Source organism: uncultured Desulfovibrio sp. (assembly GCF_902477725.1).
Taxonomy (GTDB): Bacteria; Desulfobacterota; Desulfovibrionia; order Desulfovibrionales; family Desulfovibrionaceae; genus Desulfovibrio.
This window is the reverse complement of record NZ_CABSIF010000012.1, coordinates 20,465-40,423: the sequence shown is the minus strand read 5'-3', so window position 1 is coordinate 40,423 and position 19,959 is coordinate 20,465. Positions and strand designations below refer to the sequence as shown.

16 protein-coding genes and 1 other RNA gene are annotated in these 19,959 nt (G+C 57.9%); 11 read left to right on the top strand and 6 right to left on the bottom strand.

What is annotated here, in order from left to right; genetic code table 11:
* Nucleotides 1–23: 23 nt before the first annotated feature.
* Together RDK48_RS11645 and RDK48_RS11640 are read right to left on the bottom strand one after the other, a co-directional pair.
* A complete protein-coding gene (locus RDK48_RS11645; protein WP_298994022.1) occupies nt 24–2,588 on the bottom strand; it encodes a PEP/pyruvate-binding domain-containing protein in 2,565 nt (854 codons plus the stop codon).
* 78 nt (nt 2,589–2,666) lie between these two features.
* Nucleotides 2,667–5,378: a sigma 54-interacting transcriptional regulator gene (locus tag RDK48_RS11640; protein ID WP_298994024.1), complete on the bottom strand. Its 2,712-nt coding sequence runs from the start codon at nt 5,376–5,378 to the stop codon at nt 2,667–2,669.
* 252 nt (nt 5,379–5,630) lie between these two features.
* Between RDK48_RS11640 and RDK48_RS11635 the strand changes: the two genes are divergently transcribed.
* The 10 genes from RDK48_RS11635 (at nt 5,631) to RDK48_RS11590 (ending at nt 14,590) form a co-directional block, all read left to right on the top strand.
* Nucleotides 5,631–5,936 (top strand): DVU0150 family protein, encoded by a 306-nt coding sequence (locus tag RDK48_RS11635; protein ID WP_022658263.1) that lies wholly within the window; start codon nt 5,631–5,633, stop codon nt 5,934–5,936.
* Nucleotides 5,937–5,953: 17 nt separating this feature from the next.
* The gene (locus RDK48_RS11630) at nt 5,954–7,018 is read left to right on the top strand and encodes a sulfite exporter TauE/SafE family protein (protein WP_298994029.1); all 1,065 of its coding nucleotides are present in this window, start codon (nt 5,954–5,956) and stop codon (nt 7,016–7,018) included.
* 13 nt (nt 7,019–7,031) lie between these two features.
* Complete coding sequence (locus tag RDK48_RS11625; RefSeq protein ID WP_308587967.1) at nt 7,032–7,628, top strand: DUF4881 domain-containing protein; 597 nt, start codon at nt 7,032–7,034, stop codon at nt 7,626–7,628.
* 93 nt (nt 7,629–7,721) lie between these two features.
* The gene (locus RDK48_RS11620; RefSeq protein ID WP_022658266.1) at nt 7,722–8,033 is read left to right on the top strand and encodes a hypothetical protein; all 312 of its coding nucleotides are present in this window, start codon (nt 7,722–7,724) and stop codon (nt 8,031–8,033) included.
* Between the two features lie 59 nt (nt 8,034–8,092).
* Nucleotides 8,093–8,998 carry a hypothetical protein gene (locus RDK48_RS11615; RefSeq protein WP_298994033.1) on the top strand — a complete coding sequence of 302 codons (906 nt, stop codon included), beginning with the start codon at nt 8,093–8,095 and terminating at the stop codon, nt 8,996–8,998.
* Between the two features lie 169 nt (nt 8,999–9,167).
* A complete protein-coding gene (locus tag RDK48_RS11610) occupies nt 9,168–9,680 on the top strand; it encodes a YchJ family protein (RefSeq protein WP_298994035.1) in 513 nt (170 codons plus the stop codon).
* On the top strand, nt 9,680–10,066 hold the full coding sequence (locus RDK48_RS11605) for a hypothetical protein (protein WP_298994037.1): 387 nt from the start codon (nt 9,680–9,682) through the stop codon (nt 10,064–10,066). Before RDK48_RS11610 ends, RDK48_RS11605 begins: the two co-directional genes overlap by 1 nt.
* 41 nt (nt 10,067–10,107) lie before the next feature.
* The gene (locus RDK48_RS11600) at nt 10,108–11,448 is read left to right on the top strand and encodes a glucose-6-phosphate isomerase (RefSeq protein WP_298994038.1); all 1,341 of its coding nucleotides are present in this window, start codon (nt 10,108–10,110) and stop codon (nt 11,446–11,448) included.
* 263 nt (nt 11,449–11,711) lie between these two features.
* Nucleotides 11,712–13,202 (top strand): ATP-binding protein, encoded by a 1,491-nt coding sequence (locus tag RDK48_RS11595; RefSeq protein WP_298994040.1) that lies wholly within the window; start codon nt 11,712–11,714, stop codon nt 13,200–13,202.
* Nucleotides 13,203–13,210: 8 nt separating this feature from the next.
* Entirely contained in the window at nt 13,211–14,590 is a 1,380-nt protein-coding gene (locus RDK48_RS11590) for a sigma-54 dependent transcriptional regulator (RefSeq protein ID WP_298994042.1), read from the top strand.
* 577 nt (nt 14,591–15,167) lie between these two features.
* Here RDK48_RS11590 and RDK48_RS11585 read toward each other — a convergent pair.
* A complete protein-coding gene (locus tag RDK48_RS11585) occupies nt 15,168–16,415 on the bottom strand; it encodes a malic enzyme-like NAD(P)-binding protein (protein WP_366125078.1) in 1,248 nt (415 codons plus the stop codon).
* 333 nt (nt 16,416–16,748) lie between these two features.
* Here RDK48_RS11585 and RDK48_RS11580 point away from each other — a divergent pair, with 333 nt between their 5' ends.
* Entirely contained in the window at nt 16,749–17,537 is a 789-nt protein-coding gene (locus RDK48_RS11580) for an FCD domain-containing protein (RefSeq protein ID WP_298994046.1), read from the top strand.
* A 146-nt stretch (nt 17,538–17,683) separates the two neighbouring features.
* Here RDK48_RS11580 and ffs read toward each other — a convergent pair.
* The 3 genes from ffs to RDK48_RS11565 form a co-directional block, all read right to left on the bottom strand.
* An RNA gene (gene ffs / locus RDK48_RS11575) (signal recognition particle sRNA small type) lies at nt 17,684–17,769 on the bottom strand.
* Nucleotides 17,770–17,801: 32 nt separating this feature from the next.
* Nucleotides 17,802–18,635 carry an amidohydrolase family protein gene (locus RDK48_RS11570; protein ID WP_298994048.1) on the bottom strand — a complete coding sequence of 278 codons (834 nt, stop codon included), beginning with the start codon at nt 18,633–18,635 and terminating at the stop codon, nt 17,802–17,804.
* Between the two features lie 9 nt (nt 18,636–18,644).
* Nucleotides 18,645–19,613: a D-2-hydroxyacid dehydrogenase gene (locus RDK48_RS11565; protein ID WP_298994050.1), complete on the bottom strand. Its 969-nt coding sequence runs from the start codon at nt 19,611–19,613 to the stop codon at nt 18,645–18,647.
* Between the last annotated feature and the right edge of the window lie 346 nt (nt 19,614–19,959).

Below are 19,959 nucleotides of genomic sequence, written 5' to 3'. Positions count from 1 at the left end.
CCACCCCCGCAAAGGGTGTGCGGCTAATGATATTCGCCATTGAGGAACTTGGTGGCGTAGGATTGCACTGCTGCATCGTCCACCATGAGCATGTCCATCTGGCGGGTCATTATCAGGAGTCGTCCCAGTTGATCCAGGCGCGCGCACAGCTCATGCCTGGGGTATTTCTGGTAACGTGCCCGCAGTCTATCACCCGTTATCTCAACGGTAAAGCCCAGCTCTTTGAGGATCAGGCCTATGCACTGCACACGCCTTACGCGTTGGGCATTGGCGGCAGCGCCCCCGGCAAATTCAAAGCGGATGTAGTTCTTGCTCAGGGTTTCGCCGCACCAGCAGTCAAGGATGGCGTAGTGGTAGCCTACTCGGGACGAAAAATTGAGATAGCGGTCGGAAACTATGGCATAGCTGCGCTGGCCGAAGCGTGAACAGCCCTCCTCATTGCAGCCAATGGCGGTCTGCCCCATGACCGAAAGAAACCCGCGCATGTTTACAGGCCGTGGGCCACGAGCCTGCACCGCCGGATTGAGCATGCCGTCAAGCACGCACTTGAAAGGCACGCTCAGCACATCGTTTGGCGTTACCTGGCGGGATTCCGGATTGCGCAGCCCGCCGCCCAGATCAATCACATGCAGATCAAGCGGCACCGTGCAGACCAGCTTGCTGGCAACGCCTGCGCAGTGATCCGTAACTCTGTCGGATATCTGGAACATCTGGGAATAGCTCAATTCGTGCACATAGCGCATGATGTCGTGCAGCGATGTGCAGTGGCGGGGCGTGAAGGTATCCGCGCGCGGATCCACCAGATGCAGCGGTAAAATATAGGGTGCGATGCGTCGTAAAAGCACCAGCGCCGGGCTGCTGGGTCTGGCCTGAGGCTTCACCAGCCGTAGGGTCAGCAGCTCCTGCACTTCGCCGTCAAAAATTCTGCCGGTAAGCGCATCCACGGTGACGATCTGCTCCTCGGCCAGAATACTGTTGGCGCCCGGCAGGTTCATGATGGTCGGCACGCCAAATTCTCGGCAAATGGAAGCCATGTGACCGGTAAGACTGCCTGTTTCTGCAATGATGGCCGAGGCGCGGCGCATGGCCGCCATGGCGTTGGGCGAGGAGTGGGCAAGCAGCATGACTGCCCCTTCGGGAAAGTGCGTCATGTCTTCCCCTTCGCCCACATGGACAACAGGGCCGCAACCAACGCCGCGCGCGGCGATGTCGCCACCTGAGAGCAGGGGGCGCAGGTGGCGCAGGGCCGGGGCAGAATGTTCCTCAGAGGCGCTGTCCAGCCCCATGGGGCGCGTTTGAAGCAAAATAATCTGGTCGTCTTCGTCCACGGCCCATTCCATATCCTGCGGATACTGGTAGTGCCGTTCGAGTTCCATGACCATTTCTGCCAGTTTGCGCACCTGATCATCGCTGAGGCAGGGAACATCGCGCAGGGGATCGGGAACGGATTCGAGCGTGCTTTCCACAAGGCCGGTCTTGGTGCGCACAAGGCGCAGCCGCACTGTTTTGTGGGCAATGGTGGCCATGGTGATCTTTTTTGTGGCGCGGGAAACAAGCCACTGGTCGGGTGTTCCCGATCCGTCCACGACCATTTCGCCCAGACCCCACAGGCCGTTGATGACAGTGGCGTTGGAGCGCAGGTCTACCGGATGGCGGGAAAAAGCCACGCCAGCTGCCTTGGCCCGTACCATTTCAACACAGCAAAGACCCATGCCGGTAGCGTCCAGATCGTAGCCGTGTTCGGCGCGGTAAGTCAGGGCGCGGGGCGAAAACAGGCTGGCAACCACCTTCTTGAAGGCGGACAGCAGATCCTGACGGGTAACGCCGAGGATACTGCGGTACTGACCGGCAAAAGATTGCACGCCGTCCTCGGCAATGGCGCTGGAGCGCAGAGCCACAACCACATCCGCGTTTTTGCCGAAGGCGGCGTCCCATTCCGCAAACAGGGCTTGCTCAACCTCTGCCGGGATGGGGGCTTCCAGCACAAGCAGCTCAATATTTTTGGAAATTTCTGCAATTAACGCGGGTTTTTCGGGGTCAACAGATTTCAGCAGCCTGAACAGGCTTTTAAACAGGCCCGGCGTGCGCAGCAAAAAAAAGCTGCATGCCCGGATAGTGATGGAAAATCCGCGCGGCACAGGCATATCCAGCATATTGCGCAGCTCGCCGAGGTTGGCGTTTTTGCCGCCGACACTGTAGGCCATGCTGGCATCAACCTCTGAGAGGGGCAGGGTAAACTGCGGCACATCGCCGCGCGTGTGCTGATCCAGCTCGTGCTCAATGCGCGCGGCAATGGAATGTACGGCGCTGCCCAGAGAAATGTCGCACTGCCCTGACATTTCGCTCAGGGTCGAGGCCATGCGCTCGCAGTGGAATATGGCCCGGCGGGCCTGCTTGCGCACTTCACTGGTTTCCATGTGCTTGTCGCCGCGCAGGGTGGCGTCCAGCCCGGCCATTACCCCGGCCAGATCTGCATTGGCCTGGAGCAGTTCCTTGAACGAGACATAGCGTTTGTTGAAGGCGTCCATGGCCGCCTCGCGGCCAACACGAGGGGCAATGCCAAACAGTTTTCTCAGCAGAGAGGCCATACGGATATCCTTGATCGCAGATTTTCGTCATGCCCTGAAACTGATGATGCTGAATGCCTGATGCGTAAAAGTTGCTTGTCAGCGTCCCTGCCCGATCACAATATACCTCTGCGCAGGGCCGCGTCCGTCTTTGCGCACAAGCCCCAGCTGCACAAGCAATTGCAGGTCGTACTGAGCCGTGCGCATGGAAATATTTTTCCCGGCAAGCGCTTGATATTCCTGCCTGCTGATGCTGCCCGAAGCCGCGATGGTCGGCCAGACCTCCATGACGCGCCGATTGAGCTTGTCCGCAGAGTCCTTGCCGCGCAGCAGGGTATCCAGTTGCGTGGATGCCTCGTTTTGCGGCTGAGGGGCAGGGTCGCCCACTGAGGCCTGCATGGGAATATCTGCGGCCGCAGGGCTAACCAGCCTGCCGGGCAAACCTTCTGCCGATGCAGGATCTTCGGCAGGGGGCGTTGTGCAGAATCCCTGATCGCAAGGATCATCCTGCGGCTTGCGCGATTCCTGCGCCGGAGCTGCCGCAGTTTCGTTCTGTCCTGCCGGGATGGCGTCGTTTTGCGGCTGGGTAGCCGCGCCAAGCTGAATATCTTCTGCAAGTAGGATGCCACCTTCGCAGAATGTCAGAGCCCGCGTGAGGGTGTTTTTTAATTCGCGCACATTGCCGGGCCAGTCGTAGTCCATCAGTTTGGCCATGGCTCCTTTGCTGACCTGCGGCATGGCGGCGTTCATTGCAGCCAGCCCGCCAGCGGGCTGTGCTCCGCCCTCGGCTTTCAGCCTTGCCTTGGCCTTGAGAGCTTCCGAGAGAAAATAGACCGCCAGCGAGGGAATGTCCGTCTTGCGCTCCCGCAGCGGCGGCGTGTTGATGGTGATGACGGCCAACCGGTAGTACAAGTCTTCGCGGAAAGTACCTTTTTGCGAATCATCTATAAGTGATGCATTGGTGGCCGCAATGATGCGCGTGTCAAAAGGTACGTCTTCATCGCTGCCCAGCGGCCTGATTCGCCTGGTGGAGAGCGCCCGCAGCAGGGCCTGCTGCACCTTGGGGGCCGCATTGCCCACTTCGTCCAGCATGAGCGTGCCTCCCTGCGCCGTCAGAAAAGCCCCTTTACGTGGCGCGCGCGCCTCGGTGAATGCGCCTTTCACATGCCCGAAAAGGGTGTCCATGAGCAGATTTTCATCCAGCGCGCCGCAATTGATGGTAATGAACGGCCCCGAAGCCCGTGCGCTGAGCCTGTGGATGGCCTCGGAAACCAGCTCCTTGCCTGTGCCGGTTTCGCCCACAACCAGCACATCGGCCATCACCTGCGAAGCCTTGCGGACATTGTCGCACAGGGCAAGCATGGTGGGTGATGTGCCAATAAGGCTGTTGACGGGCAGGTCTTCGGGATGCGGCAGATCTTCCACTGGCTCGCGCTGTTGCTGGGCATCATCCTCCGCGGCGCGCAGGCGGCGGGCCTCCGCAGCAAAGCGCAAGCGTTCAAGCAGGGTGTTTATGCCAGTCTTGAGTCGTTCCAGCTCTCGCGGCATTTGGGGCATATCTATATTCTTGTCGTTCCCTTCGGCGTTGCAGCGTTCAAGTTCCGCAGTTACGGCATTGAGTGATCTGCCCGTCTGCCGCGCAAGCCACCAAAGGCTCAGCCCCAAAAGCAGCATGCCGCCAAGAAAGGCCCCCACATAGATGCCCATGAGCTGCACGCCCGTGCGCGTGGTGGTAAAACTGGTGTCCAATACCGCCAGACCGCCCAGTACAATTGTTGCCTGCGAAACCGGGCTGAAGGTCACCGGCACGTAACTTACCCTCTCCACCCGCATCTGGCTGCTGCTCCACAGGGAGCTGTTTTCAGAAAGGGGGAGCTGGCCTGACTTGCCCTCCTGCACATCGGATACCATGTTCCAGTAATTGATGTGTTCAGGGCTGGGCCGGAATGCGGTGTTAAATCCCGGCCTGCCAAAATCGCCGGTAAAGCCAGCGCGCACGGCATCTGTGCCCAGGCTGCGCTGGGCCAGACCAGCATCCGGCGCTTCGGACTGAAAGAGCATCCAGCCATCGCGGTCAAAAAAAAGTGTGCGCACGCGCCCCTCATCGCCTGACGCGGCAATGGGTGCATTGGGGCCGGAGTAGGTGGACAGGATATCCCGCAGCTCCCGCAGATCCAGAGAAAGCATCAGGTAGCCGGCAAATGTGCCTTCCGCATCATGAACCGGGGTGGAAAAACGCAGCACGTGCAGGGTGATGTTCTGGTTGCTGCCCTTAACCGGCACCATGGAGTAGGTCACTTCCACGGGTTGGGCAACACTGACGTGCCCAGTGCGGTGTTCAGAAGCAATGGAGTGGAAGGGGCCGGTGGGGCTGGCAAGGGCCTGCCGCATGGGAACATTGATGATATCCCCGCCTGTGTTGACAAGCAGATAGCGGTTGTCTGGGGCCAGACCCTCAAAGGCCAGCTCCCTGTAGCGCAAGCCGCCAGCCTTGGCGCGGAATTTGAGCCGGTTGGCCATGTCTTTTTGATCCATGGAGCCAGCAGCGAGAATAAGAAGCTGATTGCGCGTTTCTTCAAGCGCCTGTTCCAGAGCAAGGCTCATTGCCTGTGACTGAAGCTGTGCATTGCGCGCAATTGCGCGATCAAGAATGGCCTCGATGCTACTGCCCGTAGCAGTAAAAATAATCAGCAGTACAAGCGCCAGCAGGGGCAAGCCCAGCATCAACATGCGGCTTGCAAGGCTGCGATTCATAAAGAACGCCGTGAACTCCAGCGAGCTGCCCTGGGGAAGTGTTCTGTGTAAGCGCATGGTGCTCCCCTGTTTTGTGCAAAAAAGCGCAATCTTTGAGCTGAGTATAAAAAACATTGCTCTTCGTGACAAGATTTTTCGCGCAAAAATAGAAAAAAAGGCGCAATTGCAGACAATAATTATGCAATGGCACAGCCTTTGCTAATACTTTCACATTCGAGGCAACGAGGCGGTGCCTGCCCCCGACGGGAGGCATCGCAAAATGGGTAAGTGGTTGAAGTGGAGACGTCACATTTTGATGTGGAGGAAGTTATGAAAAGGATGCAGAGGCTCTGGACATGGCTTACAGGTTGCGCGCTGCTGGTTGCGGCATTGCCCGGCGCGGCCCTGGCTGCTGGCGGCGGCAAGGTTGCCAACGTTGTGGTGGTCGCCGATACGCGCAAGCTTGACGGCATACTGTACTGGTGGGCTGAAATGTATAATGAAAGCCATTTCTTTTTTGCCATTCTTACTATGGCCATCATCCCGGTTACTGGCTGCATTCTCGGGTGGCTGGCAGATATCGTCATGACGCATATCGGCATTGACCTCAAGCACCGCGAATTGTCCGAAAAGTAGTCGGAAGGAGGCAAGTTATGGAATGGTTGTATATTTTGATGCCCATTTCCGGCGTGTTCATTTTCTGGCCGGGCCTTGTCATTCTTGGTTTGGGCGTTGGCATTATCGGCGGCTTCTTCGGCATGGGCGGTGCCTGGATGGTTACCCCCGGTCTTAACATTCTTGGTTTCCCCATGGCCTTTGCCATTGGTACCGACGTGGCGCAGATGGCGGGTAAATCGCTTATCTCCACCATGCGGCACGGCAAGTTCGGCAACGTTGACTACGGCTTGGGCCTGACCATGCTGGTTGGTACCATCGTGGGCGTGGAAGTTGGCGCGCAGATGGTCATGTGGCTGGAACGTCTGGGTTCCGTCGACAAGGTTGTGCGCTGGTTGTACGTTGTCCTGCTTGTGCTGCTGGCATGGCTTGTATTTCACGATATCGCCGCTCGCCGCAAGAAGGAACGCGAAGCCAAGGCCCAGAACAGGGAACTTGACCATGCGGCCACCGGCGTTGACTGGGCCTCCCGCCTGCACGCCATCAAGATTCCGCCTGTCTTCCACTTCAAGCAGGCCAACATCACCTGCTCCGCATGGCTGCCCATCTTCGTCAGTTTCTTCACCGGCTGGCTGGCTGGTATCCTCGGCATCGGCGGCGGTCTTATCCGCATGCCCGCCCTGGTGTATCTTGTCGGCTGCCCCACCCATCTGGCGGTGGGTACGGACCTCTTTGAAGTCGCCATCTCCGGTCTCTACGGCACGGCTTCGTACGCATACAAGGGCCGCGTGGAACTGCTTGCCGCTCTCATCATGCTGTGCGGCGCGGCCATCGGCGCGCAGATCGGCGTTGTTGCCACCAAGTATGTAAAGGGTTACGGCATCCGCTTCGTGTTCGGCCTGGCTGTTATCGGCTGCCTCATCTCGGTTGTGTGCAAGCTGGTTGAAGCTGAATTCCCGGCGTGGAGCTGGCTGCTTGGCCCGGCTGCTACGATCGACGTGCTCGGCTTCGTGTCGGCTATCTCCCTTTACATAACCGTCAAGATGGTACAGGGCGCCAAGGCGGAAATTGCCGCCAAGAAGAACCAGCCCGCGGCCAACTAGAAGGAGACCCGCCATGAAGATTCGTAACCTGATGCTTATGCTGGCGATGGCCTTCTCTGTTGCACTGCTCACCGGCTGCAACTTCGACGGAGGCGTGGAACAGGGACGCTGCGTGGCCTTTGATGCCACAGCCAAAACCCTCACCATCGTGGTGGACGTGACGCACGATCAGTTTAACCCGCACTACAGCGGCGGCACGCATACCTTCAAGCTGCCTGTGGAATCCAAAGACATGGGCCCGACTCCCAGCGTGGGCGGCCGCCTGATGATCGACCTGGTCAAGAACACCGTGCTTATCTATGACCAGAAGACCAACAGCGTACGCGAACTGGCCGTGCAGTTCACCGATGTGGAAAAGAACGTCGGCTCTGACCATCCCAAGGTCAAGGGCAAGACCTTCCCCATTATCGACAAGGACCAGCAGACCGTCACCGTGTACTCTGGCCGTCAGAAGTCTTTGATCACCTTCAAGATTCCTGCTGAAGCCCAGGATTACCCGGCCTATGTATGGACCGCTGGTGATGAAATGCGCATTGCCTACCGCAATGCCGACAAGGCCCAGGCCATGCGCATCATGAACGTGACCAAGCCCAACATCTTCAAGAAGTAACCCCCCAGGGTGCCTACCCCCACCCTGCGCGCCGGAGCGGTTCGCCCCGCTCCGGCGCCCCTCGGGTGGACAAACACACTCAGGAGAGCATCAATGAACAGTTACCGTCAGACCCTTTATTCCAGCATAATCCGGGTTGCGGCCAACGCAGTCATGGTTGGCGCGATCTTTGTGGGCATGTATCAGTCGGCCCACAGTTCTGGGGCCTCGGAACTGGTGTTCTGCGCATGGTTTTTTGGCATCACGGTGCCTACGTGGGCAGGGGCCTTCTGGCTCACCAAAAAGGTGCGCCAGATATATCCCGCCGAGTTTCAGAGCCTTGTGGAACTGCCGCGCCTCGGGCAGCGGCTTGTAAGCTGGCACGTGGCCGAAACGTCCATGTGCCCCGTCATTGATCGCCGATAAACGGGAGCAGCAGCATGTCGTGTGTCATGACCATACCACAGGCGGGCAGGAAGGAACCTATGGGGGAATTCATCAAGAGTCAGGGTTGGCAGAACTGCCTCCAGACCCGTGCCCGGCAGCGTTATTGGGGCGCTCTGTGCGCCCTGTTGCTGGGTTTTGCCCTGCTGGGAATGCTTGACGGCCTGCAAGGCCTTGCAAGGTCTGGCGCGGATGTGATCGAATTGCTGCCCGGCGGCAGCGTGTCCATATCCGGGCCGCTGACCATCAAAAATCCCGTCAACAGCGACCTCAAGGCGCAATTTGTCCCGGAAAATCCGGCCCTTTTTTATGATCTGGAAGGATTCTTTGCGGGCTACTGGTTTGGCAACGGCATGTGGCGAGGCAGTGTGCGCGCCGATGCCGTGGCGGAACCCGGCAGTTACGCCCTGAAAGTTTCTTTCAGGGGTGCGGCTGCCAGCACCACGCAGCACTATACTGTTGTCGTGCATGCCGATGAAACCGCCATGCGGGCGGCGTCTACTTCGTACTTGCGGCGCGTTACCGGCTATAACCCCTTTGTGCTGGCTGCGGGATGCTGTGGTCTGGCCCTGCTGGGCGGGGTTGTGGTGTTCAGGCTTGGCAGCAAGTACATACGCCAGCTGACAACCCTTGGCTGCGGAGAAATCGTGCGCGTGGAACAGAGTGCTGACACTGCCGCGCAAGCGCAATCCGGCCACATCTGGTGCCTGCTGTATGGTCTGCGCGCGCCCGCAAAGGGAACACCCTGCGCCGTTTATGATGCGCAAGGCATGCCCCTTGGCACTGCCCGCGCCGAAGAAGCCAAGAACGGCACGCTTGAACTGAATTTTGACTCAATCACAAGCCCGGCGGCAGAAGCCGGTGCGACCAATACCGCCGTTCGTCCTGGCTGTCTTGTCCAATTGCGGCCCCCAAGGCCGCTCTCTCCTCCGGTCAAAGACAGATAAGGTCGTTCGGTCTCCTGCGGCATGCACTTGGCGCGTCACCTGTGCATGCCGCTTTTTTTTTGCCCGCCGCATTCATCCCGCCTTGCCGCTCTTGCCGCCTGCTTTGCCATAAGCTATGCTTATTGTGTTGCATATGCCCCCTGAGGGCTTAAACCAAGGCGGAATTTTCATGTCTCAACTTTGCCCCTGCGGCAGCGGCCAGTCTCTGGACCAATGCTGCGGCCCCCATATTGAAGGCGCGTCCTGGCCCCAGAACGCAGAAAGCCTCATGCGTTCGCGGTATTCGGCCTATGTGCTTGGCCGCCATCAGTGGCTTGTGGAAACCACGCATCCCGACTACCGGGAAAATGTGGACGCCGACAAGCTGGCTGAGCAGACCAGGGATATAACCTGGCTGCGTCTTGATATTGCCGCGACCGAAAACGATGTTCCCGCCGGAGAACACGGCGAACTTTTTGATGTTGTTGAATTCTATGCCTATTATGAACTGGAGGGGATCCCCCGCCAGTTGGGCGAGCGTAGCTTTTTTCTGCGTAAGGACGACAAGATTTATTATGTGGACGGCGTGGCCCTGCGGCCTGACGCCTACCGCAGGCAGGAACCCAAGGTGGGGCGTAATGATCCCTGCCCCTGCGGCAGCGGCAAAAAATACAAGAAATGCTGCGGGGCTTCCAAATCCTGATGACCACGGACGCAGAACGCGCAAAAAATTCCGGCAGGGGCAAGAATGGTTCTCTGACAGCCATCCGGCAGTTTTGTCTGGAGTGCCAGGGTGCGTCTGCCAAGGCGGTTCGCGCTTGCGCGGATGAAGAGTGCCCCCTTTGGGCCTGGCGGCTTGCCACACTGGCGGGCGAGGAATGCCCCGCCCCGGCGGAACAAGCCGCACGTCAGGCCTTGCGGGCCATTCGCAGGCAGTGCATGGGCTGTGCTGGCGACAGGGTCGAGGTGCGCGCCTGTGCGGCGCGTGATACCTGTGCCCTGTGGCATTGCCGGTTTGGCGTGCGTCCGCAGACTTACAAGGCCGTGCGGCGGCGTTTTTTTGCTCCCAAACCCTTGCGACTTTTGTAATGCGCCACCAAGAACGCGGCGCAACACCACAGGAGGTATCCATGCCTCATTTGCTCGAATGGTCGAGAGCGTATGCTCATCGCCTTGACGCTGATTCTGCTGCGGCCCTGAAGGCGCGCGCGCCGGAAGTGGCCCAGAGACTTCAGCGCGAGCTGGCATCCGGCGAGTTGCCCTTTATTTCCATGCCCTTCCGCGCCAAACTGGAAGTGGAAATGGCCCCGCTGATTCCCCGCATCAAGGCCTACAAGCATATGCTGGTGCTGGGCATCGGCGGCTCTGCCCTTGGGGCGCGGGCTATGCAGCAGGCCTTTGCGCCGGGGCAGGACGGCCCCGCTCATCGCGGCCCGTGGCTGTGGATTGCGGACAATGTCTGTGCGGAGCGCTTTGAAGCCCTGCTCGGCAAGCTCAATCCCGCGGAAACCGTGGTGGTGTGCATCAGCAAGTCTGGCGGCACCATTGAGACCATCTCCCAGTATTTTCTTGTGCGTGACTGGCTTAAGGCCAGCGTGGGCGAGGGCTGGCAGGATCAGATGATCGTTGTCACCGACGAACGCAAGGGCTACCTGCGCGAAGAAGCCAACCGCTATGGGCTGACCGCCCTTGAAGTGCCGGATTATCTTGGCGGCCGCTATTCAGCTCTCTCTGCTGTGGGGCTTTTGCCTGCGGCTTTTCTGGGCATAGACTGGCAGGCCCTGCTGGACGGCGCAGCCGATGTTGCCCGCCCCCTGCTGCAAAATCCGGAGCAGGTTGCTGATCATCCTTCGTTTGCTCTGGCCTGCTGGGCCAAGGCTCTGGAAGACAAGGGCTACAGCCAGCTGATATTTTTCAGCTACATTCCGCAGTGGGCCGCCTACGGCGACTGGTTTGCCCAGCTTTGGGCCGAAAGCCTGGGCAAGGACGGGCAGGGCAGCCAGCCTGTGCCAGCCACCGGGGTGACGGATCAGCATTCCATCAACCAGATGTTTTTGAGCGGCCCGCGGAACAAGGGCTGCATTTTCCTGACCAGCCGCGATCAGGCGCAGGGGCCCAATTTCGGCATGGATGTGCCGGATCAGTGGGCCTGGCTGCGGGCCAAACCCTTTGGCAGCCTGCTTGAAGCCGAGGCCCTGGGAACCCGTATGGCCCTGTGCCAGAGCGGCGTGCCCCTGCTGCATGTGGAAATGCACAACAACGGCCCCCGCGCCGCTGGTTCGCTTATGCTGCTGCTTGAGGCGGCCACCCTGTTTACGGGTTGGCTCATGGGCATCAATCCGCTGGATCAACCCGCAGTGGAGCTGGGCAAACGCCTTGCCAACGCACGGCTTGGGGCTGGCGGCTATGCGCAGGAAGAAGCCGATCTGGCGGAATACCTTGCCGTACCCAAAATGGAACAGACGTTTTAAGCAAGTGAACAGTGCGGGACCGTTGCCAAGGGCAAAAAAACGGTGTCCCGCGCTGGTTGCAACCCTTTGCCTGTGTGCCGAAATGTGCTTCAGGAGTGGCGGTGGCCGTCAGACGGCGGCTTTCGGATATGCCTGGGGTTTTTATAACCTGTCGCGTAGCGGCGGCTTTGCGGCGGGGCGTAGCGGTCGTTTTCCCTGCGCCCCAGCGGTGGTGGCAGAAGTGCCGCGCCGCCCGGAGCCGCCGTGCGCGCAAAGGCATTGCTATGTTCAGAAAAAAGCAGCGTAACGAAGCCTGCATCCGCCAGTGCGAGGATGCCTGCGCCCAGACCGTTGACACGGATAGCGCGTTGCCAAGTTACGCCCGCACATTATCCTGGCTCTCGCTGGTGGTCATTTTGCTGACCAGCCTGGGGCTTTCTTTCTTTATTTCCAACTCTGCGCGCGAGACCCTGCTCACACGGCAGGAGAACTTTGCCCAGCAGCTTGTGGAAAATCTCAACAGCCAGATATTTCGCCGGTTCGCCTTGCCCACCTTGCTGGGCTACGGACGTATTGCCCTGCGCCAGCCAGAACAGTATGACAGGCTGGATCAGGTGGTGAAGTCCGTCATTCACGGATTGCCGGTCGAGCGGCTGCGCATTTATGATTTTTCGCGTCTGGTGGCGTATTCCACCAAGAAGGAAGATCTGGGCCGCGCCGGTTTATCCCCGCCATATCTGGACGACATTCTGGAAGGCGGAGCGCCGAGGTCGGAAATCATCTCGACCATGCCGGGCTGGCAGGCTCCATTTCGTGTGCCGTTGCAGGAAGGCTCGTTTGTGCTGCGCATTCTTTACCCCCTGCGCGGCGAACCCCTGCACCCCGGTGAGGAAGCACCCATCATGGGCGCGCTGGAGCTCACGCAGGATATTACGGGCGACTATGAGCAGGTGCTGACGTTTCAGGGCATCATTGTTGTCATGTGTCTGCTTTCGTCTGTGATCATGTTTGGCCTGCTGCTCATGCTGATCCACCGGTCGGAGAGGGTGCTGGCGGCGCGTATGTACAAGAACCGGGTTCTTGAAAACCAGTTGCACAGCAATGAACGGCTGGTAAGCATGGGCAGGGTGGTGGCCAGTATCGCGCACGAAATCCGCAATCCGCTAGGCATCATCCGTTCCAGCGCCGAACTGCTGCAACGCCGTACCGACAAGGCCGACGCCAGCACACGCCGTATTCTTGGGGCGATTTTTGACGAGGCGGTTCGCCTTTCGCAGACAGTCAACGACTTTCTGGACTACGCCCGCCCCCGCCAGCCCAAGCAGGACGTTGTGGACGTGAATGTGGTGCTGGATCAGGTTCTGGCCTTTCTTGAAGGCGAGATGGGGCGCTGCGGCGTGGCGCTTGAACGGCAGTGCGAGAGTGGGCTTTTTACACCCGGCGACAAGGATTTGCTGTACCGGGCTTTTTACAATATCCTTGTGAACGGCCAGCAGGCGATGGATGGGCCGGGCGTTGTGCGCATAAAAGGGCGCATTGACGACAACGGCCACGTTTGCATTGAATTTCTTGATTCTGGCCCCGGTTTTGACCCCGCTACGCTACCCAACCTGCTGGATCCCTTTTTTACTACCAAAGACGGCGGCACTGGGCTTGGTTTGCCCATTGTGCAGTCGATCATCTCAAGCCACGGCGGTGTCATCAAGCTTGAAAACGGCCCCGAGGGCGGGGCGCTGGTAAGGGTTCTGCTGCCCAGAGCCCAAACTGGCGCATAGGATACATAATGAGCGAAAAAGCGCATCTTCTCATCATCGACGACGAAAAAAACTATCTGCTGGTGTTGCAAACCCTGCTTGAAGACGAGGGCTATGTCGTCACGGCCATCAGCGACCCTGAAACCGCACTGGCATTTCTGGACGAGAGCGAAGTGGACGTTGTTGTGACCGACATGAAAATGCCCAAGGTCACAGGGCGCGAAGTGCTTGAGCGGGTTAAAAAAAACTGGCCGTACATTCCGGTGCTTATCATGACGGCCTTCGGCTCCATTGAAAGCGCCGTCGAAGTCATGCGCTACGGCGCATTTGACTACATCACCAAACCTTTTTCCAATGACGAACTGCTGCTTTCCATCCACAACGCCGTGGAACTTTCGCGGGCGCACCGCCAGTACCGGTTGTTGCAGGAAGTTATGGAAGACCGCTACGGCGTCCACAAGATTGTGGGCCGCAGCAGGGCCATACGGGACGTTTTGCTCATGGTTGAGCGCGCTGCGCCCAGCCGCTCCACGGTGCTCATTACCGGTGAATCCGGTACGGGCAAGGAGCTGGTGGCCCGGGCCATCCACTATACCAGCCCCCGTAAGGACAAGCCCTTTGTGTCGGTGAACTGCATGGCCCTGAACCCCGGTGTGCTTGAGAGCGAGCTTTTCGGGCATGAAAAGGGATCGTTCACCGGTGCTGTCGCCATGCGCCGCGGGCGCTTTGAGCAGGCAGACAGCGGCACCCTCTTTCTGGATGAAATTGCGGAACTCACGCCTGACCTTCAGGTCAAACTGCTGCGGGTGCTGCAGGAACGGCGTTTTGAACGCGTGGGCGGCGGTGAGGAAATTGAAGTGGACATCCGCGTGGTGGCAGCCACCAACAAGGATCTTGCCACGCTGGTGGAAAAAGGGACATTCCGCGATGATCTCTATTATCGCCTCAACGTTGTCCAGGTTCCCCTGCCGCCTCTGCGCGAACGCAGGGAAGACATCCCCCTGCTTGTGGCGCACTTTGTGGAAAAGGTCTGCACAGACAATTCCATGCCGCCCAAAACCTTCAGCACTCAAGCGCTGAACTACCTCACGGGTTACGAGTGGCCGGGCAACATCCGCCAGCTTGAAAACGTGGTGGAAAGCTGCCTCGTGCTGGTGCCGGGCAATGTTATTGACGTGGATAACCTGCCCGCCGAGATCCGCGATGAAGAATCGCAGTTCAAAAGCGCGGTGGACTTGCTGCCTGTACAGCTTGATCTGGCTGATACGCTTGAAAAGATTGAAGCCGCGCTTATCCGCCGTGCCTTGGTGCGGGCGGAGCTTGTACAGGTCAAGGCAGCAGAATATCTTGGAATTTCAAAAAGTCTGCTGCAATACAAGCTCAAGAAATATGGCATTACCGGCCATTAATCAGGCTTGAAGCAGGGCCGGAGCGGCAAAGCTCTTCTGCGCCTGTCTTGCAGGAGTTCTGCCAAAACAGTGCGCAGACATGCTGCCTGTGTTTTAGCCCCCTCCATAGATATATAAAATAAGGCGTCCTGGCTTCGGCTGAGGGCGCCTTTATTATTTTTCATTTCTTGCTGAGTAAAAAATTAGTTAAATAACGCAATGGTATGTTGGACGAACTTGGTAGAATATGCCAGACCAGTTGCAAATTTGCGTCGGAGGTCTTTACAGAAATGATAATTTTTTATAGGTTGAGCAACCAGTCAGTGGCTGAAGGGTTTTGAAATGCAAGGGCCCACAGCAGGTAATTGCCCACAGGCATATTGCGTGGTATCACTTCTTAAAATGCTGTATTATCGACAGAACGAGTGACCAAACAGGGACTTATTTTTCCTGAATGTTTTTTCAGTCGAGGTTGAAATCTGACGCAGGCCAGTATTTGCGCGGCGCTGGATTTTGGCCCCGTAGACAACTGGCAAAAAAAGGGCCGCGCTGCATGCGCGACCCCTTGAATGGTGATGACCAGCCAGCGACCAGAAGTTTACCCCCGGCGCTTGGCGAGACGCTTTCTGAGGTTTTCTGCCACCTCGTCAGGATTTATGTGGACACGGGCAATGCCGCTTTCCATGGCGGCCTTGGCTGTGGCAGCCGCCACCAGAGGAGCCACGTCCGGGTTCAGGGTCGAAGGAATGATCATGCTGGGGCTGAGCTCTTCAGGTTTGACGAGTTCGGCAAGGGCCTTGGCGGCGGCGATCTTCATGGCATCGTTGATGTCAGTGGCGCGCACGTCAATTGCGCCCCGGAAGATGCCGGGGAAAGCCAGCACGTTGTTGATCTGGTTGGGGCAGTCGGAGCGGCCCGTTGCCACCACTTTTGCGCCGCCGTCAAAAGCGCGCTGCAGGGGCCAGATTTCGGGGATGGGGTTTGCCTGGGCAAAAACAATGGGATCCTTGGCCATGCTGCGGATCATGTCTTCGTTCAGGGAATTGGGCGCGGAAACGCCAATAAAGACATCTGCGCCCTTGATGGCCTCGGCCAGGCCGCCCTTGATCTTGTTGGGATTGGTGTGCTTGGCGATTTCATCCTTGTAGGGATTCATGCCTTCGGGGCGGCCCTGCCAGATAGCGCCCTTGGAATCGCACATGATGACGTTTTTGAGCCCCACAGCCATGAGCAGCTTGATGATGGCAATACCCGCAGCGCCAGCGCCGCTGGTGACAACGGTCACTTCATCAAGTTTTTTGCCAACAATTTTCAGGGCGTTGATAAGACCGGCCAGGGTAACAACGGCGGTGCCGTGCTGGTCGTCATGGAAGATGGGACCTTTGAAGATGCCGTTCTTTTTCAGGGTGTCTTCAATGACAAAGCATTCAGGGGCCTTGATGTCTTCAAGGTTCACGCCGCCAAAGGTCGGGGCCATCAGTTCAACCAGCTCCACGATCTTGCCGGTGTCCTTGGTGTCCACGCAGATGGGGAAGGCATCCACATCGCCAAAGGTTTTGAACAGCAGGGATTTGCCTTCCATAACGGGCATGGCTGCGGCAGCGCCGATGCTTCCAAGGCCGAGCACGGCAGTGCCGTTGGAAACAACGCAGACAAAGTTGGAGTGGTTTGTATAAACATCAAGCATTGCTGGATCTTTATGAATTTCCATGCAAGGCTCGGCAACGCCGGGCGAGTAGGCCAGGGTGAGGTCGTCGTTATCGCGCACAGGGGCTTTGACCCGAACCTCAATTTTCCCCTGATATTCCTTGTGCATGGCCAGGGCTTCTTCCCGCAGGTTCTTGATACGTGACATCACTTGCTCCTTCATCTGTTTGTCTGCCGTGACAGTGTAAAAAATGCGCCGTCGGCGCGGGGCAGCCTCAGTTGAACATGCTCGCAAAAAAGTTTTGGGCCAGCAACAATGTGGCTTTGCGGGCAATCGCCGGAAGTAACCGGTCAGCCGCGGCATTTTGTGTCGGCCTTCTTGTATAAGTATACAGAAATTCATGGGGTAAGGAAATATCTTATGAAACTTTTGTAAGGTTTATGGGATTACTGCTTTTTTAACGCATAAAAATTCTTGTTTTTTCATAAAGATGCGACGTACCGCAGACCTCAAGGAGAAACGAATTTCGCCATGAATACCGAAAATTCGAAAAATATGGATGCCGAGGCACAGGCCGGAAGAAAGCGCAACATCCAGCGGCCCAGAGTGCACACCGAAGTGCTGAGCTGTCTGCTGGATGACATTCAGAGCGGCGTTTATCAGGTAGGGCAAAAGCTGCCCTCCGAGCGTGAGTTGATGGACGAGTTCGGCGTGGGTCGGCCTGCTGTGCGCGAGGCTCTTTCCGGTCTGGCGCGCATGGGCCTTATTGAGGTTTCACCCGGCATGCGCGCCCGTGTGTGCCGCCTGACGCTCAAGCCCCTGCTGCGCGAGATGAGGGCTACACTGGAGATTTACTCCAGCTCGCCTGACGGCTGGCGTCAACTGCACGATCTGCGGCTCTTTTTTGAAACTGCTGTGGTGCGGCGCATGGCCCTTGAAATAACCGATGAGCAGCTGACCCGCCTGGACGAGCAGCTGCAAAATCAGCGCAGATTGCTGGACGCATCGGAAATACGTGCTTTTGCCGAAGCGGATATTGATTTCCACCGCTATCTTGTGGAATGCATGGGCAACAATTTTCTCGGGCTTTTGGCCGAGGGCTTTGCCGGTTGGCTGATCACGCCGCTGTATGCCTCCTTGCAGGTACGCAAGCAGAGCGAACGTTCATACCGCGCCCACGTTGGCGTGTACGAAGCGCTCAAAAAACGTGATCCAGATATGGCGGAAAAGGCCATGCGGACTCACCTGGACGAAATGCGCGGCATTTATCAGGTGGATGTGATGGTTGATGAGGACGAGCCGTCGAAAGATCAGAATTAGCGCGGCTTTTGCCCGCATAATTGTAGCAGAACTGGAATTGCCGTTGTGTCCTCTGGGGGCGGCGGCAATTCCTTTTTGCGGGGCTGGTGGCTGGCGCAAGTTCGCAAAGACGCAAAAAACCGCAACGGTAATCCCGTTGCGGTTTTTTGTGGGCCGGACACCCGGCAACGTCTGTTGCCGCTGCTTCCTTTCGGACCTGACGGGGTTGGCAGTGCTGCCGCCGTCCGGCTTGGCAAGACACTTACCCGCAAAGAGGGTCGGCTGTCAATGGTTGTGCTGGCTTTTCGCCTGTGGAGCACTGTCGCACAGCAAGGACGTGGCGTTGCTCATGATGGTTTCCATCTCCGCATCCTTGAGGTTGGCAAGGCGTTGCAGGCGTTGGCGCTCTTCCACAGGGTCGTACAGCGGCCAATCTGTGCCAAAGAGAATACGTTCTCGCGGAAAAGCCCCAAGAAGTTTTTTGGCAAGCAGCGGAGTCGCAAAGGGCGTTGTGCTTGAGGTGTCGAACCAAAGGTTTTCAAACCTGTTGCCAGCAAGTGCATCAAGCGCATGCGCCCACATGCGGTAGCCGCCAAAATGGGCCGCAATCACCCTCATGCCAGGGAACTGGCGCAGAATGGCAGCCAGTTTGTAAGGGCAGGAGGGGTTTTGGGCAGGCGTTGTTCTGTCGCCTATGTGGATTTCAAACACAAAGTCTTTTTGCGCTGCTTCAAAAATGGGCAAAAGGCGAGGGTCGTCCAGCCAGAAGCTCTGAAAATCAGGGTGCAGCTTGATGCCGCGGATGCCAGCGGCCTTGATGCGCTTAAGCTCCACCTCCCAGTTTTCATAGCCCGGATGCACCGTACCAAAGGCGATGACCCTGTCTGCATGCTCCTTTTGCAAGGTGATGGCGTAGTTGTTTGCCGGAATAACCTGGGCAGGCGCTGTGGCTGCGCACAAAACCACGCACTTTTCCATCTCGGCCTTACGTTCACGTTCCAGCAGGTGGGCGATGGTGCCATCGCCCGCGCAGTTGACGCTATAAAAATCATTCAGGTGATCCACTGCCTTGTGCGCTATCTTGGGATGAAAGGCGTGGGTGTGTATGTCGATGTACATGATTGGCGCTTATTTTACCCCATTCACCACATTGACGGGGGTTCCTGCCTGCCAGCGCCGGATGTTCTCCGCCATGAGGTCAATGATGTTTTGCCGCGCACGTGTGGTAGCCCAGGCAATGTGCGGCGTAATCAGCGTATTGGGTGCTGAAAAGAGTGGATTGTCGTCCTGAGGGGGCTCCTGCGCAAGCACGTCAGTGCCAAGTCCCCGCAGATGCCCGGATTTCAGGGCTTCGGCAGCGGCGGCTTCATCCACTAGCGGCCCACGCGAGGTATTCAGCAGAATAGCACCCTTGCGCATGGACGAAAGCGTTTTGGCATTGATGATATTGCGTGTTTCCTTGGTCAGCGGGCAGTGCAGGGAAACCACGTCTGATGCGCAAAGCAGGTGCTCAAGTGTGGCAAAGGCAAAGGGGCCGTAGGACGGCGGATCCTTGGGGGTGCGGCAGTAGGCGAGCACGCTCATGCCAAAGGCGTGGGCCAGTTCACCCATGCGGCGGCCTATGGAGCCAAAACCAATGAGGCCCATGGTCAGGCCTTCCAGGCACAGGGGCGGGATTTTCCAGTAGCACCAGCTTTTGGATTTGAGCCAGTCGCCGTTTTTGACGCTTTCGGAATGTAGGCTCGTATGGCGGCACAGCTCAAGCAAGAGCGCCATTGCATGCTGGGCCACATCGCTCACTCCGTATGCAACCACGTTGCACACAGGGACATTGCGGGCGGCCAGCGCATCAACGTCTACAATATTATAGCCGGTGGCAAGAACGCCAACCATGCGGACATTGCTGTCCAGTTGCTCAAGATTTGCGCCAGTCAACGGGGTTTTGTTGACAAGCACCACGTCTGCCCCTTGGGTGCGCTCTGCAACCGCTTCGGTGGGAGTGGTTTCATAAATGGACACATCGCCAAGGGATGCGATCGGGCCCCAATCCACATCGCCGGGATTGAGCACAGCACCGTCAAGAATGGCTATTTTCATGCAGGTAACCTCTGTTGCCTGCACTCTATCCTGTGATGCCGATGCCCGCAAGTTCCTGGCTCAAAGTCATATATCCGTAACAGTTGGGTGTATGCTTGCTGCGCAGCCCCTCCGATGTGGGGGTAAACGTGCACTGGCGGGCGCATGAAAGGGTGGCAATGGTTGCGCGCGGTGCTCCAGTGCATTGTGCAACCCGAGTGCGAAGGTGGCGCAGGCAGTCGCTCAGCAAAGCAATGCGCAGATGTGGAGTACAAGGTCATGTCTGGCAAAACCCCTTGCAGGTCTGCACGGGGCAAAAAAAGAGCCGCCCCAAGGGGCGGCTCTTTCAGTACTGGTCTTAAAAAGA

Bases quoted from the DNA above. Each gene is read 5' to 3' on its own strand.
- RDK48_RS11645 (WP_298994022.1), bottom strand. From the start codon at position 2,588: ATGGCCTCTCTGCTGAGAAAACTGTTTGGCATTGCCCCTCGTGTTGGC.
- RDK48_RS11640 (WP_298994024.1), bottom strand. From the start codon at position 5,378: ATGCGCTTACACAGAACACTTCCCCAGGGCAGCTCGCTGGAGTTCACG.
- RDK48_RS11635 (WP_022658263.1), top strand. From the start codon at position 5,631: ATGAAAAGGATGCAGAGGCTCTGGACATGGCTTACAGGTTGCGCGCTG.
- RDK48_RS11630 (WP_298994029.1), top strand. From the start codon at position 5,954: ATGGAATGGTTGTATATTTTGATGCCCATTTCCGGCGTGTTCATTTTC.
- RDK48_RS11625 (WP_308587967.1), top strand. From the start codon at position 7,032: ATGAAGATTCGTAACCTGATGCTTATGCTGGCGATGGCCTTCTCTGTT.
- RDK48_RS11620 (WP_022658266.1), top strand. From the start codon at position 7,722: ATGAACAGTTACCGTCAGACCCTTTATTCCAGCATAATCCGGGTTGCG.
- RDK48_RS11615 (WP_298994033.1), top strand. From the start codon at position 8,093: ATGGGGGAATTCATCAAGAGTCAGGGTTGGCAGAACTGCCTCCAGACC.
- RDK48_RS11610 (WP_298994035.1), top strand. From the start codon at position 9,168: ATGTCTCAACTTTGCCCCTGCGGCAGCGGCCAGTCTCTGGACCAATGC.
- RDK48_RS11605 (WP_298994037.1), top strand. From the start codon at position 9,680: ATGACCACGGACGCAGAACGCGCAAAAAATTCCGGCAGGGGCAAGAAT.
- RDK48_RS11600 (WP_298994038.1), top strand. From the start codon at position 10,108: ATGCCTCATTTGCTCGAATGGTCGAGAGCGTATGCTCATCGCCTTGAC.
- RDK48_RS11595 (WP_298994040.1), top strand. From the start codon at position 11,712: ATGTTCAGAAAAAAGCAGCGTAACGAAGCCTGCATCCGCCAGTGCGAG.
- RDK48_RS11590 (WP_298994042.1), top strand. From the start codon at position 13,211: ATGAGCGAAAAAGCGCATCTTCTCATCATCGACGACGAAAAAAACTAT.
- RDK48_RS11580 (WP_298994046.1), top strand. From the start codon at position 16,749: ATGAATACCGAAAATTCGAAAAATATGGATGCCGAGGCACAGGCCGGA.
- RDK48_RS11570 (WP_298994048.1), bottom strand. From the start codon at position 18,635: ATGTACATCGACATACACACCCACGCCTTTCATCCCAAGATAGCGCAC.
- RDK48_RS11565 (WP_298994050.1), bottom strand. From the start codon at position 19,613: ATGAAAATAGCCATTCTTGACGGTGCTGTGCTCAATCCCGGCGATGTG.